This window comes from Streptomyces sp. NPDC006544 (assembly GCF_040611715.1).
Classification (GTDB): domain Bacteria; phylum Actinomycetota; class Actinomycetes; order Streptomycetales; family Streptomycetaceae; genus Streptomyces.
The window spans coordinates 49341-67193 of sequence record NZ_JBEXOV010000029.1; the positions used below are offsets into that span (position 1 = coordinate 49341).

Genomic DNA, 17853 nt, shown 5'->3' on the forward strand with positions numbered 1-17853 from the left:
GGCCCGCATTCCCGGTGCGCGTGCGGGGGCGGACCCGGACCGGACCGGACTGGACCGGGCCCGCACCGGGTCCGCACCGGACCGGGTCAGCCGCGCCCGATGTAGGGCATGGCGGTCGCCATCACCGTCGCGAACTGCACGTTCGCGCCGAGCGGCAGTTGCGCCATGTGCAGGACGGTGCGCGCCACGTCGGCCGCGTCCATCACGGGCTCCACCGCGAGCTGCCCGTTGGCCTGCATGATCCCGCTCTGCATCCGCTCGGTCATCTCCGTGGCCGCGTTGCCGATGTCGATCTGCCCGCAGGCGATGCCGTACGGGCGGCCGTCCAGCGACAGCGACTTGGTCAGGCCCGTCATCGCGTGCTTGGTCGCGGTGTAGGCGATCGAGTTCGGCCGCGGGACGTGCGCGGAGAGGGACCCGTTGTTGATGATGCGGCCGCCCCGCGGGTCCTGGGACTTCATCATCCGGAAGGCCGCCTGGGCGCAGAGGAAGGCTCCGGTGAGGTTGACGTCGACCACCGAGCGCCAGGCCTCGTAGCTGATGTCCTCCAGTGCGACGCCGGCCGGTCCGAAGGTGCCGGCGTTGTTGAAGAGCAGGTCGAGCCGCCCGTAGTGCCGCTGGACGGTCCCGAACAGCGCGGCCACGTCGTCCGGATCGCTCACGTCGGCCCGTACGCACAGCACGTCCGCCGTGTCACCGGAGGCGTCCGCGGCGAGGGCGGCGGCGCGGGCCGTCTCCTCCAGGGGCGCGGCCCGCCGTCCGGTCGCGGCCACCGCCCAGCCGGCGGCGGCGAGGGTGAGGGCCACGGACCGGCCGATCCCCGATCCCGCTCCGGTGACCACGGCGATCTTCTGCTCACGTGCGCTCATGGGCCCGCAGGCTACGTCACATCGGCCGCCCGTCCCGGGACGTTCCGATTGCTGAGAACATGGGGCTGCCAGGGGGTGCGAACACACGATGAGAAGACTGGAGTTCCGTATGCCGGAGAGAGGCCCCGCGGCGCCCGCCCAGGAGTCGTCGCCCAGCGAGCCCTCCCCCGTCCCGACGTCCGCCGTCCCGCCCTCCGTCGCCGCACCCCTGACGGCCGCACCCCTGGCCGCCGCACCCCTCGCGGCCGCCCGCCGGACCGGACTGCTCGTCACCTTCGTCCTCGGCGGCCTCACCGCGCTCCCGCCGCTGTCGATGGACATGTACCTGCCGGCGCTGCCGGCGGTGACCACCGCCCTGAACAGCCCGGCCGCCACCGTCCAGCTCACCCTGACCGCCTGCCTCGCCGGCATGGCGCTGGGCCAGCTGGTGATCGGCCCGATGAGCGACAAATGGGGACGGCGCCGGCCCCTGCTCATCGGCATGGTCGTCTACGTCCTCGCCACCGCCCTCTGCGCCTTCGCCCCGACCGCCGAACTGCTCATCGGCTTCCGTCTGCTCCAGGGCCTGGCCGGCGCGGCCGCGATCGTCATCGCGCGAGCCGTCGTGCGCGACCTGTACGACGGGGTCGAGATGGCCCGGTTCTTCTCCACGCTGATGCTCATATCCGGCACGGCCCCGATCATCGCCCCGCTCATCGGCGGCCAGGTGCTGCGCTTCGCCGACTGGCGCGGGGTCTTCGTCATCCTCACCGTCATCGGCACCGTGCTCACCCTGACGGTCTGGCGGCGGCTCGAGGAGACGCTGCCGCCCGAACGGCGCCAGACCGGCGGCGTCGGCGCCGCGCTCCTGACCATGCGCGGGCTCTTCGCCGACCGCGTGTTCACCGGCTACGCGCTGGCCGGCGGATTCGCCTTCGCGGTGCTCTTCTCGTACATCTCCGCCTCGCCGTTCGTCGTGCAGGAGATCTACGGTGCCTCACCGCAGACCTTCAGCCTGCTCTTCGGCGTCAACTCCGTCGGCCTGATCGCGGTCGGCCAGATCAACGGCAAGCTGCTGGTGGGCCGGGTCAGCCTGGACAAGGTGCTCGCGGTCGGGCTCGCGACCGTCACCACCGCCTCGGTGGCCCTGCTGCTGATGGCTTCCGGGGCCTTCGGGGAGGTCGGGCTCTTCCCGATCTGCGCCGGGCTGTTCGTCCTGATGTCGGCCATGGGCATCGTGATGCCCAACACCAACGCGCAGGCCCTGATGCGCGCCCCGCACGCGGCCGGCTCGGCCTCCGCGCTGCTCGGCACCTCCTCCTTCCTGATCGGTGCGGTGGCCTCGCCGCTGGTCGGGATCGCCGGCGAGGACACGGCGGTGCCGATGGCCCTGGTGCAGCTGACGTGCTCGCTGCTGTCGGTCGGCTGTTTCGCGGGACTGTGCCGTCCCTGGCGGAAGCCGGAGCCGCAGGCCCCGTAGCGCGACGGCGTCGTGGGCGCGGTGGGACCGGCCGCCCGGGCGGGGGCGGGCCCGGCGGGGTTCCGCCGTAAACTTCGTGGGTGAACGCCTCCGTCCCCACCCCCGCCACGACCTCCGCCGCAACCCTGCGCACCGCCCTGGGAGCGCTGCTCGACGGGCTCCCGCAGAAGCAGGCCACCGCCGCCGTGGAGCGACTGATCGCCAACTACCGCGGCCAGATCCCCACCCACACGCCCGTGCTGCGCGACCGCTCGGACGTGGCGGCGTACGCGGCGTACCGGATGCCGGCCACCTTCGAGGCCGTCCGGTCCGCCCTCCACGGCCTCGCCGAGGCGGCCCCGCGGTGGACTCCGGGCACGCACGTGGACGTGGGCGGCGGCACCGGCGCGGCGACCTGGGCGGTGGACGCCACCTGGGAGGGGCCGCGCGCCACGACGGTGCTGGACTGGGCGGATCCGGCGCTGGTCCTCGGCAAGGAACTGGCCGCGGCCTCGTTCTCCCCGACGCTGCGGGCGGCCGAGTGGCGGCGCGCCGTCATCGGGGCCGGGCTGGAACTCCCCGCCGCGGACCTGGTGACGGTGTCCTACGTCCTGGGCGAGCTGGCCCCGGAGGCCCGCCACGCGGTCGTCGCGGAGGCGGCGCGCGCCGGTCAGGCCGTGGTGGTCGTCGAGCCGGGCACCCCCGAGGGCTATCTGCGCATCCGCGAGGTCCGCGAGCAGCTGATCGAGGCCGGACTGCGGGTCGCCGCACCGTGCCCGCACGACGGGACCTGCCCGATCGAGGTCGGGCAGGACTGGTGCCACTTCTCGACCCGGGTCAGCCGGTCCTCGCTGCACCGGCAGGTCAAGGGCGGCTCCCTGGCGTACGAGGACGAGAAGTTCAGCTACGTGGCCGCGACCCGCTTCCCCGTGGAGCCGGCCTCCTCGCGGATCACGCGCCGGCCGCAGATCCGCAAGGGGCTCGTCCTGCTGGACCTGTGCGGTCCGCAGGACGGTGACGCGCCGGGTCTGACCCGGGCCACCGTGACCAAGCGCCACGGTGACCTCTACAAGGCGGCGCGGGACGCCGACTGGGGCCAGGAGTGGCCGCCTTCCCAGGAGGCCTAGGTACGCCGGGGCCCGCAGCGCCGGGCCCGGGGATCCCGGGGTCCGGCGCCTGTACGGGGACCGGAAAGGGTGCACCTTTCCGGTCCTAGGACGAGGGCCGCAGCTCCTGCGTGCAGCACTTCACGCTGCCGCCGCCCTTGAGCAGCTCCCCCAGGTCCATCGGGACCGGTTCGAACCCGCGGGCCCTGAGGGGCTCCAGGAGTCCGGTGGCCGCCTGCGGGAGCAGGACGTGCCGGCCGTCCGACACGGCGTTGAGCCCGAGGGCGGCCGCGTCCGGCGCCTCGGCGATCAGCGCGTCGGGGAAGAGCCGTCGCAGTACGGCCCGGCTGCCCTCGGAGAAGGCGGCCGGGTAGTACATGATCTCGTCCCCGTCGAGCACGGACAGTGCCGTGTCCAGGTGGTAGTAGCGCGGGTCGACCAGATCGAGTCCGATGACCGGGCGGCCGAAGAACTCCTGCGCCTCGTCGTGCGAGAGCGGACTGGAGCGGAAGCCCCGGCCCGCCAGGAGGTAGGAGGCGGTGACGGCGAAGTCCCCCTCGCCCTCGTTGACGTGGGAGGGCTCGTGGACCTCCTGGTAGCCGTTGCTCCGGAACCAGTCGAGGTGGATCTCCGCCTCGGGGGCCCGTTCCGGATGGGCGAACCGCGCTCCCAGCACCCGGCCGTCGACGACGAGGGCGCCGTTCGCCGCGAAGACCATGTCGGGCAGCGCGGGGTCGGGGACGAGGGTTTCGACGGTGTGGCCGAGCGACCGGTAGCGGTCCCGGAGGTCCTCCCACTGGGCCTGGGCGAGGGGGAGGTCCACCGGTTTCGTGGGGTCCATCCACGGGTTGATGGAGTACGTGACCTTGAAGTGCGCGGGCGGGCACATCAGGTAGCGCCGGGGTGTGGCGTCTCTGCGCAACGAGGGCTCCTCACGGTGATGAGGAGAGAATCGTCTCTCCTCCGGGAAGACCGCGCAGTGAACTGACTGGGTGGTTTCCGGAACGGCCGAAAGACGAGCGGTACCGGAGGGGTGATGTGCCGAAATGAGCGTTCCCCCCGCCCTGTCCGCGCCCCCGCCGCTGACGGCGCGGATGCCGCTCTGCCCGCCGACCTGACGGGGCGGCACCGGGGCCGGCGAGCGCCCGGACCCGTCGGAGAGGCCCCGGCCGCCCCACCATGGCCGAGAACACATGGCCGAATTCTATGGTTATGTGGGGGCCGGAGCCGGGGGTGCGGTCACCCGGTGCCCAGGATGGTGGGACCATGTGAGGGTCTGCCGGGGAAACGCTGTAGGTGAGGGGATAGATGGGGTCTGAGTCCGGCCGCGTCAAACGCGGCCAGCAGAGCAGGATCTCCCAGTGGCTGCGCCGCAAGCCGAAACCCTCCGCCGAAGACCCGGGACGAGAACGCGAGGCCCTGCTGCTGGCCGTCGCCGCCGCAGGTCTGCCGATCTCTCCCGCCGCCCATCCCGCGGGATACCGGTGTTCGTGCGACCGCATCGGCTGTCCGACTCCCGCACGCCACCCCGTCTCCTTCGCCTGGCAGACGCAGTCCACCACCGACCCTGACCAGGTCGCACGGTGGGCGCGCAACGAGCCGCAGGCGAACTTCATCACCGCGACCGGCATGGTCCACGACGTCCTCGACGTCCCGCTGGAAGCCGGGCACAGCGCGCTGACCCGTCTGCTGGCGGCGGGCGTGGACGTCGGCCCGGTGGCCGAGTCCGGCGGTACGGGCGAGCAGGCCCGGATGCTCTTCTTCACCGCGACCCGGGGTACGCCCGAGGACGAGGACGAGTGGTGGCCGTGCGAGCTGGACTGCCACCCCGAGACGATGGACGAGCACCCGGGCCTGCGGTGGCACTGCCGGGGCAGCTACGTGCTGGTACCGCCGGCGGCCCTGCCGGGGGATTTCGCGGTGACCTGGCTCCGGGGCATGGAGCATCCGCTCCCCGACCCGCTGACGCTGCTCGAAACCCTCACGGACGCGTGCGCCGTGTACGCGGGCGCCTCCGACCAGGCCCCCGCGGCGGTCGCCTGGCCCTTGGGCCGCTAGGGCCCGGGCCATGAGCCCGGTCCGCGCCTGGTTCCGCGACGGGTGACCCGTCGCGGGACCGGGCGGACAGCGGAACCGGCCGGACAGCGGGACCCGGCGGGCAGCGGGCCGGTCAGTGGATCTGGGTGACCACCACGTCCAGGGCCCACGCCTTCGACGGCTTCGACGGGGGCTCCGCCTCCACCGTGAAGCCCAGGTCCCGCAGGGCCGTGACGAGTTCCGCCGGGGACGCGGGGGCCGCACCCGCCGTCAGGAGGTCGCGGACCAGGCGGCCCTTCGTGGCCTTGTTGAAGTGGCTCACCACGGACCGCTTCTCCACGCCGTCCACCCGCTGCGCGTGCAGCACCCGCACCGTCGCCGTCCGCCCCGCGACCTCGCCCTTCGGCTTCCACGCGGAGGCGTAGGCGGAGGAGCGCAGGTCCAGGACCAGGCCGTCGGCCGCCGCCTCCGGCATGACCTCCGCCATCGGCTGCCGCCAGAACGCGCCCAACGCCCCCAGCCCAGGCAGCTTCACGCCCATCGAGCACCGGTAGGAAGGGATGCGGTCCGTGATCCGGACCGCGCCCCACAGACCCGAGAAGACCAGCAGCGACCTGTCGGCCCGCGTCACCGCGTCCGGCGGAAGCGTCGAGAGGCCCAGCGCGTCGTACAGGACACCCGTGTAGACCTCACCCGCCGGCCGCGCCACCGCCGACCGCAGTTCCGCGTTCTTCGCGACCTCGCCCCGCAGGCCCTCGCTCAGGCCCAGGACTTCGCGCGCCTTCTCCTCGTCGCCCACGCACAGCTCGACGAGTTCCTCCAGCACCGCCGCCCGTGGGGCGCCGAGCCCCGGCAGCGACAGCGACTCCGGCTTCAGCGGTGCGCCGGAGCCGCCGGCGGCCTTTCCTTCGGACGGCGGCAGCAGCACGAGCACGGTGGTTCTCCTTCTGACGGGCATGGCACAGCGGCGGGGGTGCGGCCCCAGCCCAGAGTAGACGGCTCGCCGTGCCGCCCCGGCCCGCCGGCCATAGGCTCGGTGCATGCCACGCCGTCACATGATCATGACCGGCGCAGACGGGGTTGCCCTGCGGGCCGCGCTGCGTGCACTGCGGACCGAGCTGGGGGTGACGCGGGAGTTCCCGGCGTCCGTCCTCGCCGAGGCCGAGCGGGCCGCCGGCCATCCGCTCCTGCCCGGCCTGGACGCCACCGACATCCCCCTCTTCACCGTCGATCCGCCGACGTCACGCGACCTGGACCAGGCCATGCACCTGGCGAAACGTCCCTCCGGCGGCTACCGCGTGCACTACGCCATCGCCGACGTCGCCGCCTACGTCACGCCCGGCGGCGCCCTCGACGCCGAGGCCCACCGCCGGGTCGCCACCCTCTACTTCCCCGACGAGAAGGTCCCGCTGCACCCGGCCGTGCTCTCGGAGGGCGCGGCCAGCCTGCTGCCCGACCAGACCTGCCCCGCCCTGCTGTGGCGGCTCGACCTGGACGCGGAAGGCCGGGTGGTGAGCACCGACGTGCGCCGCGCGCTCGTGCGCAGCCGGGCCAGGCTCGACTACGCGGGGGTCCAGAAAGCCATCGACGACGGCACCGCCGAGGAGTCCCTGGCCCTGCTCAAGGAGGTCGGGACCCTGCGCGAAGCCCTCGAGGTGGAGCGCGGCGGGATCTCGCTGAACGTGCCCGAGCAGGAGATCGTCGAGCACGGGGGCTCGTACAGCCTGGCCTACCGGGCTCCGCTCCCGGCCGACGGCTGGAACGCCCAGATCTCCCTCATGACCGGCATGGCCGCCGCCGAGCTCATGCTCGCCGCCGGCACCGGCATCCTGCGGACCCTGCCGACCGCTCCCGACGGGGCGGTCGGACGGCTGCGCCGGGTGGCGAAGGCGCTGCGGATCGACTGGCCCCACCACGTTCCGTACGCCGAGCTCGTGCGCTCCCTCGATCCGCGCCGTCCCGACCACGCGGCGTTCCTCCAGGACTGCACCTCCCTGCTGCGCGGCGCCGGTTACACGGTGTTCACCGGCGGTGAGACGCCGGACCCGGCGCTGCACGCGGCGGTCGCGGCCCCCTACGCCCACTGCACCGCCCCTCTGCGCCGGCTCGTCGACCGGTACGCCGGGGAGCTGTGCGTGGCGGCGGTCGCGGGGGACGCGCCCGCGCCGTGGGTGCTGTCCGCGCTGGCGGACCTGCCGAGGGAGATGGCGGACGGCACCCGGACCGCGAACACGGCGGAGCGGGAGGCCGTGGACCTGGTGGAGGCGGCGCTGCTCAAGGACCACGTCGGGGAGACCTTCGAGGCGATGGTCATCGACGTCAGGGAGCGGGAGCCGCTGGTCGGCACGGTGCACCTCGAGGACCCGGCCGTGGTCGGCCGGATCGAGGCCGCCTCCGGAAGGCTGCCGCTGGGCGAGCGGATCGGGGTCCGCCTGACGGAGGCGGACCCCGGGACCTCGAAGGTGCTGTTCGCCCCGGCGTAGAGCAGGCGCCGGTGGCGCCCGCGCGGGCCGTGGAGCCGCCGCGGCAGGCGATGCCGAAGTGGCCGCGCGGCCGCCCGCCTCGGGTCAAGCCGTGACGGCACAGCCGGTAACATGGTCGGCACGACAGACGAGTCGGCCGGACGGCCGCGTCGGGATCCCAGGATGCCGCCGAGGAACGTCCGGGCTCCACAGGGCAGGGTGGTGGCTAACGGCCACCCGGGGTGACCCGCGGGACAGTGCCACAGAAAACAGACCGCCTGGGGCTTCGGCCCCCGGTAAGGGTGAAACGGTGGTGTAAGAGACCACCAGCGCCTGAGGTGACTCAGGCGGCTAGGTAAACCCCACCCGGAGCAAGGTCAAGAGGGGTTGTCTTCGGACGGCCCTGCGCGAACGTTCGAGGGCTGCCCGCCCGAGTTCGCGGGTAGACCGCACGAGGCCGGCGGCAACGCCGGTCCTAGATGGATGGCCGTCTCCCCGGCGACCGCGAGGTCTCCGGGTGACAGAACCCGGCGTACAGGCCGGCTCGTCTGCCGTCCTTCCTCCGCACGAGAGGCCCCCCGCCCGTACCGGGCGGGGGGCCTCTCGTCGTCGTGCACGTGCGCGTCGCCGCGCGGCTCAGCGCAGGTGCGACGTGTCGTTCAGGAGGCGGACCGAGGCGTTGCCGTCCGCGTAGTAGGCCACCGCCGACAGGGAGGCCGCCGAGAGTTCCATGCGGAACAGGGCCTCCGGCGGGGCGCCGAGCGCGAGGCGGACGAGGATCTTGACCGGCGTCACGTGCGAGACCAGCAGGACGGTGCGGCCCGCGTGCGCTGCCAGGAGCCGGTCCCGGGTCGCCGCGACCCGGCGGGTGGCGGACGCGAAGCTCTCGCCGCCGCCCGTGGGGGCGGCCTCCGGGGAGTCCAGCCACGCCTGGAGGTCATCGGGGAAACGCTCCTGGACCTCCGCGAAGGTCAGCCCCTCCCATGCGCCGAAGTCGACCTCGCGCAGGCCCTCTTCGACCGTGACGGTGAGTCCGAGCCGGTCGGCGACGGCCTGCGCGGTCTCCCGGCAGCGCCGCAGCGGGGAGCTGATCACCGTCTGGACGGTGCCGCGCGCCGCCAGTGACCCGGCGACGGCGGCGGCCTGGCGGCGGCCGGCCGGGGACAGCTCCGGGTCGCTGCCGCCGCTGCCGGAGAAGCGCTTCTGCGGGGTCAGGGCGGTCTCTCCGTGGCGCAGCAGCACGAAGGTCGCCGGAGCGCCCATGTCGGGGCCCCAGCCGACGGTGGGAGCGGCCGCGGCGGGCGGGGGCACCGCGAACAGGGTGCCGGCCGTGTCGGCGCCCGTGTCGGCTCCCGTGTCCGCGGGAGCCGACGGGCCGGCCGGGACCGGTGTGCGGGACGAGGAGGCGAGGGCCGCGCGCACCGCCGCGGCCCCCTTCGCCGCGTCTCCGGGAGGGCCGGCCGGCGGGGCCGCCAGGGCGCGCGCCGCCGAGGCGTCCAGGGCCGCCGTGGAGTCCGACGGCTCCCACTGCCCGCCGCGCTTGCCCGCGTCCATCGCCTCGTTGGCGAGCCGGTCCGCGTGCTTGTTCTTCTCGCGCGGGATCCACTCGTACGTCACCTGCGCGCGCGGCAGGATCGTCGCCGCCTCGGCCGCGAGCGGCTTCATGCCCGGGTGTTTGATCTTCCAGCGGCCCGACATCTGCTCGACGACGAGCTTGGAGTCCATCCGGACGAGGACCGCCGCGTCCGGGTCCAGCTCGCGGGCGGCCCGCAGCCCGGCGATGAGGCCCTTGTACTCGGCCACGTTGTTCGTCGCGACGCCGATGTACTCCGCGCGCTCGGCCAGCGTCTCGCCCGTCACCGGGTCGAGGACGACGGAGCCGTAGCCGGCGGGACCCGGGTTGCCCCGGGAGCCGCCGTCGGCCTCCACGACGAACCGCGGCATCAGATGCCCGAGTCGGCCGTACGGACCAGGATGCGCCCGCAGCTCTCGTGGCGGACGACCTCGTCGCGGGCGGCGGCCTTGATCTCGTTGACCTCGGCGAGGTCGAGCTCCAGGCGGCAGCCCTCGCAGCGGCGCTGCGCCAGGCGGGCGGCGCCGACGCCGCCCTGCTTCACGCGGATCTTCTCGTACAGCGCGATCAGCGCGGCCGGCATGGCCGTGACGATGACCTCGCGGTCCTTGGCGATGCCGGCGACCTCGGCGTCGATCTCGCCGGTGGCGGCGTCGCGGCGCGCGGTGGCGTCCACGAGCTTGGTCTCCAGCGAGGCGACCCGGTCGGTCAGCTCCGCGACGGTCTCCTGGGCGGTCTCCAGGCGCTCCATGACCTCGAGGACCACGTCCTCCAGGTCGCCCTGGCGCTTGGCGAGGGAGACGACCTCGCTCTGCAGGTTGGCCAGGTCGCGGGAGGAGATGCCTACGCCGGAGTCCAGGCGGGCCTGGTCGCGGGCGGCGCGCTGGCGCACCTGGTCCACGTCCTGCTCGGCCTTGGTCTGCGCGCGGGCGGCGTCGGTGGCCTTGGTCTGGGCGGCGACGAGGAAGTCGCGCTGCTGGGCGAGGTCCTTGGTCAGGGAGTCGACCTCGGCGTGTTCGGGCAGCGACTTGCGCTTGTGGGCGAGCTGAGACAGCCGGACGTCCAGGGCCTGGACGTCGAGAAGTCGGATCTGGTCGGCGGGCTCGGCGTTCAGTTGGGGGCTCCAGAGATAGAAGGGGGTGTCACGGACGGCGCGTGCGCCGTCCACGGGTCGGTGACCGTGCGCGAGACGTGGGTGCGCAGACCCCAGCCGTGGCGCTCGGAGATGGCGTCGAGCTGGGCCGCGGCCTGCTCGCACCAGGGCCACTCGGTGGCCCAGTGTGCGGCGTCGACGAGGGCGAGCGGATTCTGCTCGCGGGCCTCGGACACCGGGTGGTGGCGCAGGTCGGCGGTGACGTACGCGTCGACGCCGGCGGCGCGGACCTGCTCGAAGAGGCTGTCGCCGGAGCCGCCGCTGACGGCGACCCTGCGGATCAGCGCGTCCGGGTCGCCGGCCACGCGGATGCCCTGCGCGGTGGGCTGGAGCCAGGCCGCGGCTCGGGCGGTGAACTCGCGCAGCGTCTCGGGGCGGTCGAGCTCGCAGATCCGGCCGAGGCCGCGGCGGCCCGAGGGGTCGGTCGGGTCGGGGACCAGCGGGCCGGTGACGCGCAGGTCGAGGGCGCCGGCGAGGGCGTCGGAGACGCCCGGGTCGGCGGTGTCGGCGTTGGTGTGGGCGACGTGCAGCGCGATGTCGTTCTTGATCAGCGTGTGGACGACGCGGCCCTTGAAGGTGCCGGCCTCGACGGTGGTGGTGCCGCGCAGGTAGAGGGGATGGTGGGTGACGATCAGATCGACGCCCCTCTGCACCGCCTCGTCGACGATCTCCTGGACGGGGTCCACGGCGAACAGGACCCGGGAGACCTCGGCGTCGGGGTCGCCGCAGACGGTGCCGACGGAGTCCCACTGCTCGGCCCGCGAGGGGGGCCAGAGAGCGTCCAGCGCGGCGATGACTTCAGAGAGACGGGGCACAGGTCAAGGCTACCGTCCGTGGCGACCGCCCCGGCGCTCCGAGCCCGGCGGATCCGGGGCGGGAGCGGGGCGTCGAGGACGGCGCCCCTTCTCCCGGGGGTGAGGGGCGGGTGAAGCCCGAAAGGGGGGTGAGGTGCACCTAACCGCCCACTCACCCCAAATACCCGGATATCGCACAGCACAGCCGTCGGCCTTCCCACAGTCGAATCGCCGCCCGGCCACCCGTACGTGTGAAGCGGGCTCGGTCGCCGTGTCCGACGGCCGACGCGATCACTAACTTCCTCACCGGAGGCGACGAAGATGACTGTCTGTGCCATCGAGACGACGAAGACGGCCCCGTTCACCATTGCCGCGGACGGCTCCTACGCCGCCCGGCTGGCCGGGGACGGCGAGGCCCGCTACCCGGAGCGCTGGACGCTGACCGGGCCGGAGCCGTACGCGGTGCCGCTGCCGCTCGGGCAGCCCGAGGAGGCGGACAGCGAGGTGCTGCCGCTGGCCGACGGGCGGGTGCTGATCCACCGGCGGGTGGCGGAGCTGCACGCCTTCGCGCTGCTGTACCCGACGGGCGGAAGCGGCGGCCGCGCGGGCGCGGGCCCCCGGACCGGGGAGCTGCCGCTCGGGGCGGTCTCCTCGCAGGACGAGGACGGCGGCCCGGACGGCGTACGGGTCACCCTGCTGCCGCCGTCCCCGGACGGGCACGGCGCCTTCGCGCTGGCCGTGGGAGCCGCCACGACCACGGTGTGGCAGGTCACCGGCACCGCCTTCGGGCCGGAACGGGTCGCCCGCGTCCCGGGGCGCTGCTCCGGCGGCGTCTGGCTCGACCGGACCGGCCGGCTGCTGGCGCTGGACCGCGAACTGGACGGCCCGGCCGGGCCCCTGACCAAGGCGGTGGCGATCGACCTGCGACGCGGCGGCGAGGTCTCCCCGCTGCTCCAGATCACCGCGGACAGTGATGACCGCCTGCTGCTGGCCGACCCGGACAGCGGTCTGCTGCTGATCCGCTCGGACGCGCCGGGTGAGCTCCGGCTCGGATGGGGGGTCCTGGGCAGCGCCCGCCCGGTGCGCTTCCCCGAGTGCCTGCGGGCGGTCGGGGCCACGGCCACGCCGTTCGCCGTACAGCCGGGACAGGCCCTGATGCCGGAGAGCTGCGGGGTCGCGCTGCGGGTGGACGAGGCCGGGGACGGCTACGGCGGCAGCGTGGCCGGACTCGCCCTCTGGCGCCCCGCCGACCGGCACGTCTTCCGCATCGGCGCCCCCGCCGGCTGGCTCGGCGGCACGGGCCTGTGGAGCACCGAAGGCCGCCTGCACCTCCCGTACGCGACGCCCGAGGTCCCTTGCGGGATCATCGGGACGAACCTCCCGGTCACCCCGCCCCCACCCTTGCGCCACTCCCCCCTCCCGGCCCCACCCGCCCGCCCGGTCCCCCTCCAACAGGCCCCGCTGGGCTAGCGCCGCCCCACCACCGCGGGACCGGCCCCGCCCGCTCAGCCGTCGTGCTTGAGGCCGAGGACCTCCGCCGCCGCGAACGTCTCGTTCGCCGGACGGGAGTCGTAGTGCGGAGTGAGGAGCCCGTCGAGCTCCTCGTAGGAGAAGGACTCCTTGGCCGTGTCGAACTTCGCCGCCACCTTCGGGCGTTCCATGACGACCACGATCCCGCCGTGGACGACGAACAGCTGTCCGTTGACCTTGGCCGAGGCCGGTGAGGCCAGGTAGCCGACCAGCGGGGAGACGTGCTCGGGGGCGAGGGCGTCGAGCTTGCCCTCCTCGGGCACCTGGAAGCCCGCGAAGACGTCCTCGGTCATCCGGGTACGGGCGCGCGGGCAGATGGCGTTGGCCGTCACCCCGTACTTGCCCAGCGCCAGGGCGGTCGAGGTGGTCAGGCCCACGATGCCGCCCTTGGCCGCCGCGTAGTTGGGCTGGCCGGCCGAGCCGCCGAGGAAGGCCTCGGAGGAGGTGTTGACGATCCGGCCGTAGACCGGACCGCCCGCCGCCTTCGACCGCTCGCGCCAGTGCACGGAAGCGAAGTGCGTGGTGTTGAAGTGGCCCTTGAGGTGGACCCGGATGACCGAGTCCCACTCCGCCTCCGACATCGAGAAGACCATCCGGTCGCGCAGGATGCCCGCGTTGTTGACCAGGACGTCGAGCTTGCCGAAGCTGTCCACGGCCAGCCCGACCAGCTCGCGCGCCTGCTCGAAGTCGGCCACGTCACCGAGGTGCGCCACCGCCTGCCCGCCCGCGTCCCGGATCTCCGCGGCGACCTCCTCCGCCGGGGCGGCCGAGGCCTCGCCGGAGCCGTCCCGGCCCGGCTGCCCGAAGTCGTTGACGACCACGCTCGCGCCGAGCCGGGCGAGTTCGATCGCCTCGGACCGGCCGAGGCCGCGGCCGGCGCCGGTGACGATGGCGGAGAGTCCCTCAAGTGGCAGTGACATCCGTACGCTTCCTCTCGAAACGGGTCAGAGCTCGAAACGGGTCAGAGTTCGATGCAGGTGCGCAGGGCGACGCCCGTACGCATCTGGTCGAGCGCGTCGTTGATCTCGGCGAGCTGCACGCGGTGCGTGATCAGGCCCGCCAGGTCCACCCGGCCGGCCCGCCACAGCGCGATGGTGCGCTCGTAGGAGCGGAGCACGTCGCCACCGCCGTACATCGACGGCAGGATCTTCTTCTCGTCGAAGAAGAGGGAGAACATGTTGATCGAGTAGTTGTCGTCGAGCGCGCCCGCGCCGACCACGACGACGGCGCCGCCGCGCCGGGTCATCTCGTACGCGGTCCGCGTGGTCTGGGACTTGCCGACGACCTCGAAGACGTAGTCGAAGCCCTCGCCCGCGGTGACCCGGTTCTTGGCGTCGGCGAAGGCTTCCGGGGAGACCGCCTCGGTGGCGCCGAATCGCAGCGCCGCCTCGCGCCGGGAGGCGACCGGGTCGACGGCGACGATCTGGGACGCGCCCTGCACCTTGGCGCCCTGGATGACGGAGATGCCGACGCCGCCGCAGCCGATGACGGCGACCGAGGAACCGGCCTCCACCTTGGCCGTGTTGATGGCGGCGCCGAGGCCCGTGGTCACGCCGCAGCCGATCAGGGCGGCGATGTCGAAGGGCACGTCGTCGGGGATCGGCACGGCGCAGCCCGCCGGGACCACCATCTCCTCGGCGAAGGTGCCGGTGCCGGCGAAGCCGAAGACGCTGTTGTCGCCGCGCTGGAAGTTGGGGGTGGCCACGTTGCCGAAGGCCTCCAGGCACAGGTGGCCCTGGCCGCGCCGACAGGAGGGACAGTGCCCGCACGGGGGCAGCCAGCAGACCAGCACCCGGTCACCGATCTTGTGGCTGGTGACCCCGTCGCCCACGTCCGTGATCACGCCGGAGCCCTCGTGGCCCGGGATGAAGGGGGCGGGCTGCGGCAGCACGCCGCTCATCGCGGAGAGGTCGGAGTGGCACAGGCCGGTGGCCTTGATCCGGATCTTGACCTTGCCGGGGCCGAAGCCCACGGCCTCCATGTCGTCGACGACTTCGAGCTTGTCCTGGCCTATCTCGCTCTGCAGTGCTGCGCGCACGGTGCGGCTCCTTCGCTTCAGCTTCTTGGGGTGGGCGTGCCGGACCAGGCGTGCCGGATCCGGCGTGCCCGGATCGGACGGACCGGGATCAGGCGCGCCTGATCACACGGGGCCGATCACGCGTACTCGACGACGGTGTCGGCGAGGACCGGCGCGTCGTCCCGGTCGGCGGCGCTCACCGTGACCCGTACGCGGTCCGGCTCCTCCCACATCCGGATGCGCAGCGTCTCGCCCGGGAAGACGATCCCGGCGAAGCGCGTGCGGTAGGCGCGGACCCGGGAGACGTCCCCGCCCAGCACGGTGTCGACGACGGCCTTGAGGGTCATCCCGTACGAGCACAGGCCGTGCAGGATGGGCTGGTCGAAACCGGCCGTCTTGGCGAACTCCGGGTCCGCGTGCAGCGGGTTCCAGTCGCCGGAGAGGCGGTACAGCAGCGCCTGCTCCTCGCGGATCGTGCGCTCCTCGATCCGGTCGGGCGCGCGGTCGGGCGGTTCCGTGCTCACGGAGGGGCCGCGGTCACCGCCGAAGCCGCCCTCCCCGCGTACGAAGATCTGCGCGTCCGAGGTCCACAGCGGGCCGTCGGCGTCGGCGACCTCGGTCCGCAGGACGATCACGGCCGCCTTGCCCTTGTCGTAGACGGCGGCGACCTTGGCGGTGGAGTGGGCCTGCCCCTTGACCGGGATGGGCCGGTGCAGCTCGATGGACTGGCCGCCGTGCAGGACGGCGGCGAGGTTGACCTCGATGCCGGGGGCGGCGAGGCCGCCCATCATGGCCATGCCCGCGCCGGCGACGGTCGCGAAGCTGGGGAGCACGTGGAGCTTGGACTCCAGGGTGTAGCGCAGCTCGTCGGGGTCGGTGGCGGGGATGCCCGCGCCGAGTCCGAGGTGGTAGAGCTGGACGTCCTTGTGGTCCCAGCTGATTTCCCCCTCGCGGGGTTCGGCGGCGAGGGCCTTGGCGGCATCGATCGGCATGAGGATGCTGCTCCTTGTTCGTGGAAGACCTCGGCGCGGCCGTCCGCACCGTCGGCCGCACCGAGGTCGTATGCGGGACCGGCTGTCTAGAACGCGTTCTAGGTATCCGGTGAGGGAATGTATAACGCACGTCCCAGCAGTTGGGAAGACTCCTGACTTCACGTCAGATCGTGTCGTTCGTCGGCGCGTTGGAGCGGATTGCAGCGGGTTGGAGCGTGTTGCCGGGGCGGGGGGCCGTCGCGGCCCTACCCTTCGGGGGTGGACGAAATGCCCGTTGCCCCGCGTGTGCCCCGGTCCCTGCGGGTGCTCTTGGCTCCCCCGAACCCGGCCCTGGCGGTCCTGCTCGGACTCCAGCCGGACATCGAGGTGGTACCGGACGCGTTCGCGCGGCCGGCGGTGGCGCTGACGGACTCGGTGGAGCTCGTCCCCGGCCTCCTGGCGGAGGATCCGGAGTGCCGGGTCCTGGTGCTCGCCGGGTTCGCGCGGGGCGGGCTCGCGGAGGCGGTGGTCGCCGCCGGCGGGGCGGGCCTGGTCCTGCGGGACGGCCCGGTCGAGGCACTGGCGGACTCCATCCGGCGGGCCTCGCGCGGCGAGACCGTGATCGACCCCGCGCTGACGGCCCCCTGATCGGCCTGCGCCCGCTCCCCGGGCTCCGCCCCGACCCGGCGGCCCGGCTACGCGCGGCGGAGGAGGGTGACCACCGCCGCACCGCCCAGGCCGATGTTGTGGGCCAGCCCCACCCGCGCTCCCGCGACCTGACGCGCTCCCGCCTGGTCACGGAGTTGCCAGACGAGTTCCGCCGCCTGGGCGAGGCCCGTCGCGCCCAGCGGGTGGCCCTTCGAGATCAGGCCTCCGGACGGGTTGACCACCCACCGTCCCCCGTACGTCGTGGCACCGCTCTCCACCAGCTCCCCGGCGCCGCCGTCCGCGCACATGCCCAGCGCCTCGTACGTCAGCAGTTCGTTGATCGAGAAGCAGTCGTGCAGTTCGATCACGTCCACGTCCCCGATGCCCAGCCCCGACGCCTCGAAGACCTGCCGCCCCGCCGCGGCGGTCATCGGCTTGCCCACCGCGTCGATGCAGGTGCCCGACGAGAAGGACGCCTCCGTGTCCGTCGTCATCGACTGCGCGACGATCTCCACCGCCCGGTCCCCCAGGCCGTGCTGCTCCACGAACCGTTCCGAGACGACCAGCGCCGCCGCCGCCCCGTCGGAGGTCGGCGAGCACTGGAGCTTCGTCAGCGGCTCGTGGATCGTCTTGGCCGCCAGGATCTCCTCGACCGTGTACACGTCCTGGAACTGCGCGTTCGGGTTGTTCGCCGAGTGCCGGTGGTTCTTCGCGCCGACCGCCGCCAGCTGCGCGGCCGTGGTCCCGTACCGCTTCATGTGCTCCCGGGCCGCGTTTCCGAAGATCTGCGCGGTCGGCGGCGACATCTCGAAGCCGTGCCCGGCGGCCATGATCCCGTAGTGGCGGGCGACCGGCGAGGTCTTGAAGTCGCCGCCGTCCGAACCGCCCCCCAGAGCGCCCTTCTTCATCTTCTCGAAGCCGAGCGCGAGCACGCAGTCGTTGAGTCCGCCCTCCACGAACTGCCGCGCCATCATCAGCGCCGTCGAGCCCGTCGCGCAGTTGTTGTTGACGTTGTAGACGGGCACCCCGCTCAGGCCCAGCTCGTACGCCGCCCGCTGGCCGGCGGTGGAGGCCTGGAAGCAGTAGCCGACGGGCACCTGCTCGACCAGCCCGTAGTCCACCCCCGCGTCCGCCAGCGCCGCCGATCCCGCCTCCTTCGCCATGTCCCAGTACTGCCAGTCCCGCGACTCCGGCTTCTCGAACTTCGTCATGCCGACGCCCACGATGTACGACTTGATGCCACTCACTGGAGTTC

The 17853-nt window shown here is 73.3% G+C and carries 15 protein-coding genes, 1 other RNA gene and 1 pseudogene; 7 read left to right on the top strand and 10 right to left on the bottom strand.

What is annotated here, in order from left to right; all coding sequences use genetic code 11:
- Positions 1–86 precede the first annotated feature (86 nt).
- Positions 87–869 carry an SDR family oxidoreductase gene (locus ABZY44_RS16315; protein WP_356654180.1) on the bottom strand — a complete coding sequence of 261 codons (783 nt, stop codon included), beginning with the start codon at positions 867–869 and terminating at the stop codon, positions 87–89.
- Between the two features lie 109 nt (positions 870–978).
- Here ABZY44_RS16315 and ABZY44_RS16320 point away from each other — a divergent pair, with 109 nt between their 5' ends.
- Complete coding sequence (locus ABZY44_RS16320; protein WP_356654182.1) at positions 979–2328, top strand: multidrug effflux MFS transporter; 1350 nt, start codon at positions 979–981, stop codon at positions 2326–2328.
- 80 nt (positions 2329–2408) lie between these two features.
- A complete protein-coding gene (locus tag ABZY44_RS16325) occupies positions 2409–3434 on the top strand; it encodes a small ribosomal subunit Rsm22 family protein (protein ID WP_356654184.1) in 1026 nt (341 codons plus the stop codon).
- An 85-nt stretch (positions 3435–3519) separates the two neighbouring features.
- On the opposite strand, the pseudogene ddaH reads toward ABZY44_RS16325, so the two are convergent.
- A pseudogene (gene ddaH / locus ABZY44_RS16330) lies at positions 3520–4347 on the bottom strand (dimethylargininase); the annotation flags it as partial.
- 374 nt (positions 4348–4721) lie between these two features.
- Here ddaH and ABZY44_RS16335 point away from each other — a divergent pair.
- The gene (locus ABZY44_RS16335; RefSeq protein WP_356654186.1) at positions 4722–5471 is read left to right on the top strand and encodes a bifunctional DNA primase/polymerase; all 750 of its coding nucleotides are present in this window, start codon (positions 4722–4724) and stop codon (positions 5469–5471) included.
- 112 nt (positions 5472–5583) lie between these two features.
- On the opposite strand, the gene yaaA is transcribed toward ABZY44_RS16335, so the two are convergent.
- On the bottom strand, positions 5584–6384 hold the full coding sequence (gene yaaA / locus ABZY44_RS16340; RefSeq protein WP_356654188.1) for a peroxide stress protein YaaA: 801 nt from the start codon (positions 6382–6384) through the stop codon (positions 5584–5586).
- Between the two features lie 106 nt (positions 6385–6490).
- On the opposite strand from yaaA, the gene ABZY44_RS16345 reads away from it, so the two are divergent.
- Together ABZY44_RS16345 and rnpB are read left to right on the top strand one after the other, a co-directional pair.
- The gene (locus ABZY44_RS16345) at positions 6491–7933 is read left to right on the top strand and encodes an RNB domain-containing ribonuclease (protein ID WP_356654190.1); all 1443 of its coding nucleotides are present in this window, start codon (positions 6491–6493) and stop codon (positions 7931–7933) included.
- Positions 7934–8061: 128 nt separating this feature from the next.
- Positions 8062–8463: RNase P RNA component class A (gene rnpB / locus ABZY44_RS16350), an RNA gene on the top strand.
- Positions 8464–8548: 85 nt separating this feature from the next.
- Here rnpB and ABZY44_RS16355 read toward each other — a convergent pair.
- Genes ABZY44_RS16355 through ABZY44_RS16365 form a run of 3 tightly spaced genes read right to left on the bottom strand, consistent with a single transcriptional unit; the run spans position 8549 to position 11453 of the window.
- A complete protein-coding gene (locus ABZY44_RS16355; protein ID WP_356654192.1) occupies positions 8549–9856 on the bottom strand; it encodes a bifunctional RNase H/acid phosphatase in 1308 nt (435 codons plus the stop codon).
- Complete coding sequence (locus ABZY44_RS16360; protein ID WP_356654232.1) at positions 9856–10599, bottom strand: C4-type zinc ribbon domain-containing protein; 744 nt, start codon at positions 10597–10599, stop codon at positions 9856–9858. The genes ABZY44_RS16355 and ABZY44_RS16360 overlap by 1 nt, the downstream gene beginning before the upstream one ends.
- Positions 10596–11453: a Nif3-like dinuclear metal center hexameric protein gene (locus ABZY44_RS16365; protein ID WP_356654194.1), complete on the bottom strand. Its 858-nt coding sequence runs from the start codon at positions 11451–11453 to the stop codon at positions 10596–10598. The genes ABZY44_RS16360 and ABZY44_RS16365 overlap by 4 nt, the downstream gene beginning before the upstream one ends.
- A gap of 300 nt (positions 11454–11753) precedes the next feature.
- Here ABZY44_RS16365 and ABZY44_RS16370 point away from each other — a divergent pair, with 300 nt between their 5' ends.
- Positions 11754–12902, top strand: coding sequence for a hypothetical protein (locus ABZY44_RS16370; RefSeq protein WP_356654196.1), 1149 nt, complete (start codon positions 11754–11756; stop codon positions 12900–12902).
- Positions 12903–12937: 35 nt separating this feature from the next.
- Here ABZY44_RS16370 and ABZY44_RS16375 read toward each other — a convergent pair whose 3' ends face one another.
- The 3 genes from ABZY44_RS16375 to ABZY44_RS16385 form a co-directional block, all read right to left on the bottom strand.
- Complete coding sequence (locus ABZY44_RS16375; protein WP_356654198.1) at positions 12938–13882, bottom strand: 3-oxoacyl-ACP reductase; 945 nt, start codon at positions 13880–13882, stop codon at positions 12938–12940.
- A 41-nt stretch (positions 13883–13923) separates the two neighbouring features.
- The gene (locus ABZY44_RS16380) at positions 13924–15000 is read right to left on the bottom strand and encodes a Zn-dependent alcohol dehydrogenase (protein ID WP_356654200.1); all 1077 of its coding nucleotides are present in this window, start codon (positions 14998–15000) and stop codon (positions 13924–13926) included.
- A gap of 116 nt (positions 15001–15116) precedes the next feature.
- Positions 15117–15971, bottom strand: a complete 855-nt coding sequence (locus ABZY44_RS16385; RefSeq protein ID WP_356654202.1) for a MaoC/PaaZ C-terminal domain-containing protein — start codon at positions 15969–15971, stop codon at positions 15117–15119.
- 267 nt (positions 15972–16238) lie between these two features.
- Between ABZY44_RS16385 and ABZY44_RS16390 the strand changes: the two genes are divergently transcribed.
- Positions 16239–16598: a DNA-binding response regulator gene (locus ABZY44_RS16390; protein WP_356654234.1), complete on the top strand. Its 360-nt coding sequence runs from the start codon at positions 16239–16241 to the stop codon at positions 16596–16598.
- A gap of 47 nt (positions 16599–16645) precedes the next feature.
- On the opposite strand, the gene ABZY44_RS16395 is transcribed toward ABZY44_RS16390, so the two are convergent.
- The gene (locus tag ABZY44_RS16395; RefSeq protein ID WP_356654236.1) at positions 16646–17836 is read right to left on the bottom strand and encodes a lipid-transfer protein; all 1191 of its coding nucleotides are present in this window, start codon (positions 17834–17836) and stop codon (positions 16646–16648) included.
- Positions 17837–17853 lie beyond the last annotated feature (17 nt).

Bases quoted from the DNA above. Each gene is read 5' to 3' on its own strand.
- ABZY44_RS16315 (WP_356654180.1), bottom strand. From the start codon at position 869: ATGAGCGCACGTGAGCAGAAGATCGCCGTGGTCACCGGAGCGGGATCG.
- ABZY44_RS16320 (WP_356654182.1), top strand. From the start codon at position 979: ATGCCGGAGAGAGGCCCCGCGGCGCCCGCCCAGGAGTCGTCGCCCAGC.
- ABZY44_RS16335 (WP_356654186.1), top strand. From the start codon at position 4,722: ATGGGGTCTGAGTCCGGCCGCGTCAAACGCGGCCAGCAGAGCAGGATC.
- ABZY44_RS16345 (WP_356654190.1), top strand. From the start codon at position 6,491: ATGCCACGCCGTCACATGATCATGACCGGCGCAGACGGGGTTGCCCTG.
- ABZY44_RS16355 (WP_356654192.1), bottom strand. From the start codon at position 9,856: ATGCCGCGGTTCGTCGTGGAGGCCGACGGCGGCTCCCGGGGCAACCCG.
- ABZY44_RS16370 (WP_356654196.1), top strand. From the start codon at position 11,754: ATGACTGTCTGTGCCATCGAGACGACGAAGACGGCCCCGTTCACCATT.
- ABZY44_RS16375 (WP_356654198.1), bottom strand. From the start codon at position 13,882: ATGTCACTGCCACTTGAGGGACTCTCCGCCATCGTCACCGGCGCCGGC.
- ABZY44_RS16385 (WP_356654202.1), bottom strand. From the start codon at position 15,971: ATGCCGATCGATGCCGCCAAGGCCCTCGCCGCCGAACCCCGCGAGGGG.
- ABZY44_RS16390 (WP_356654234.1), top strand. From the start codon at position 16,239: ATGCCCGTTGCCCCGCGTGTGCCCCGGTCCCTGCGGGTGCTCTTGGCT.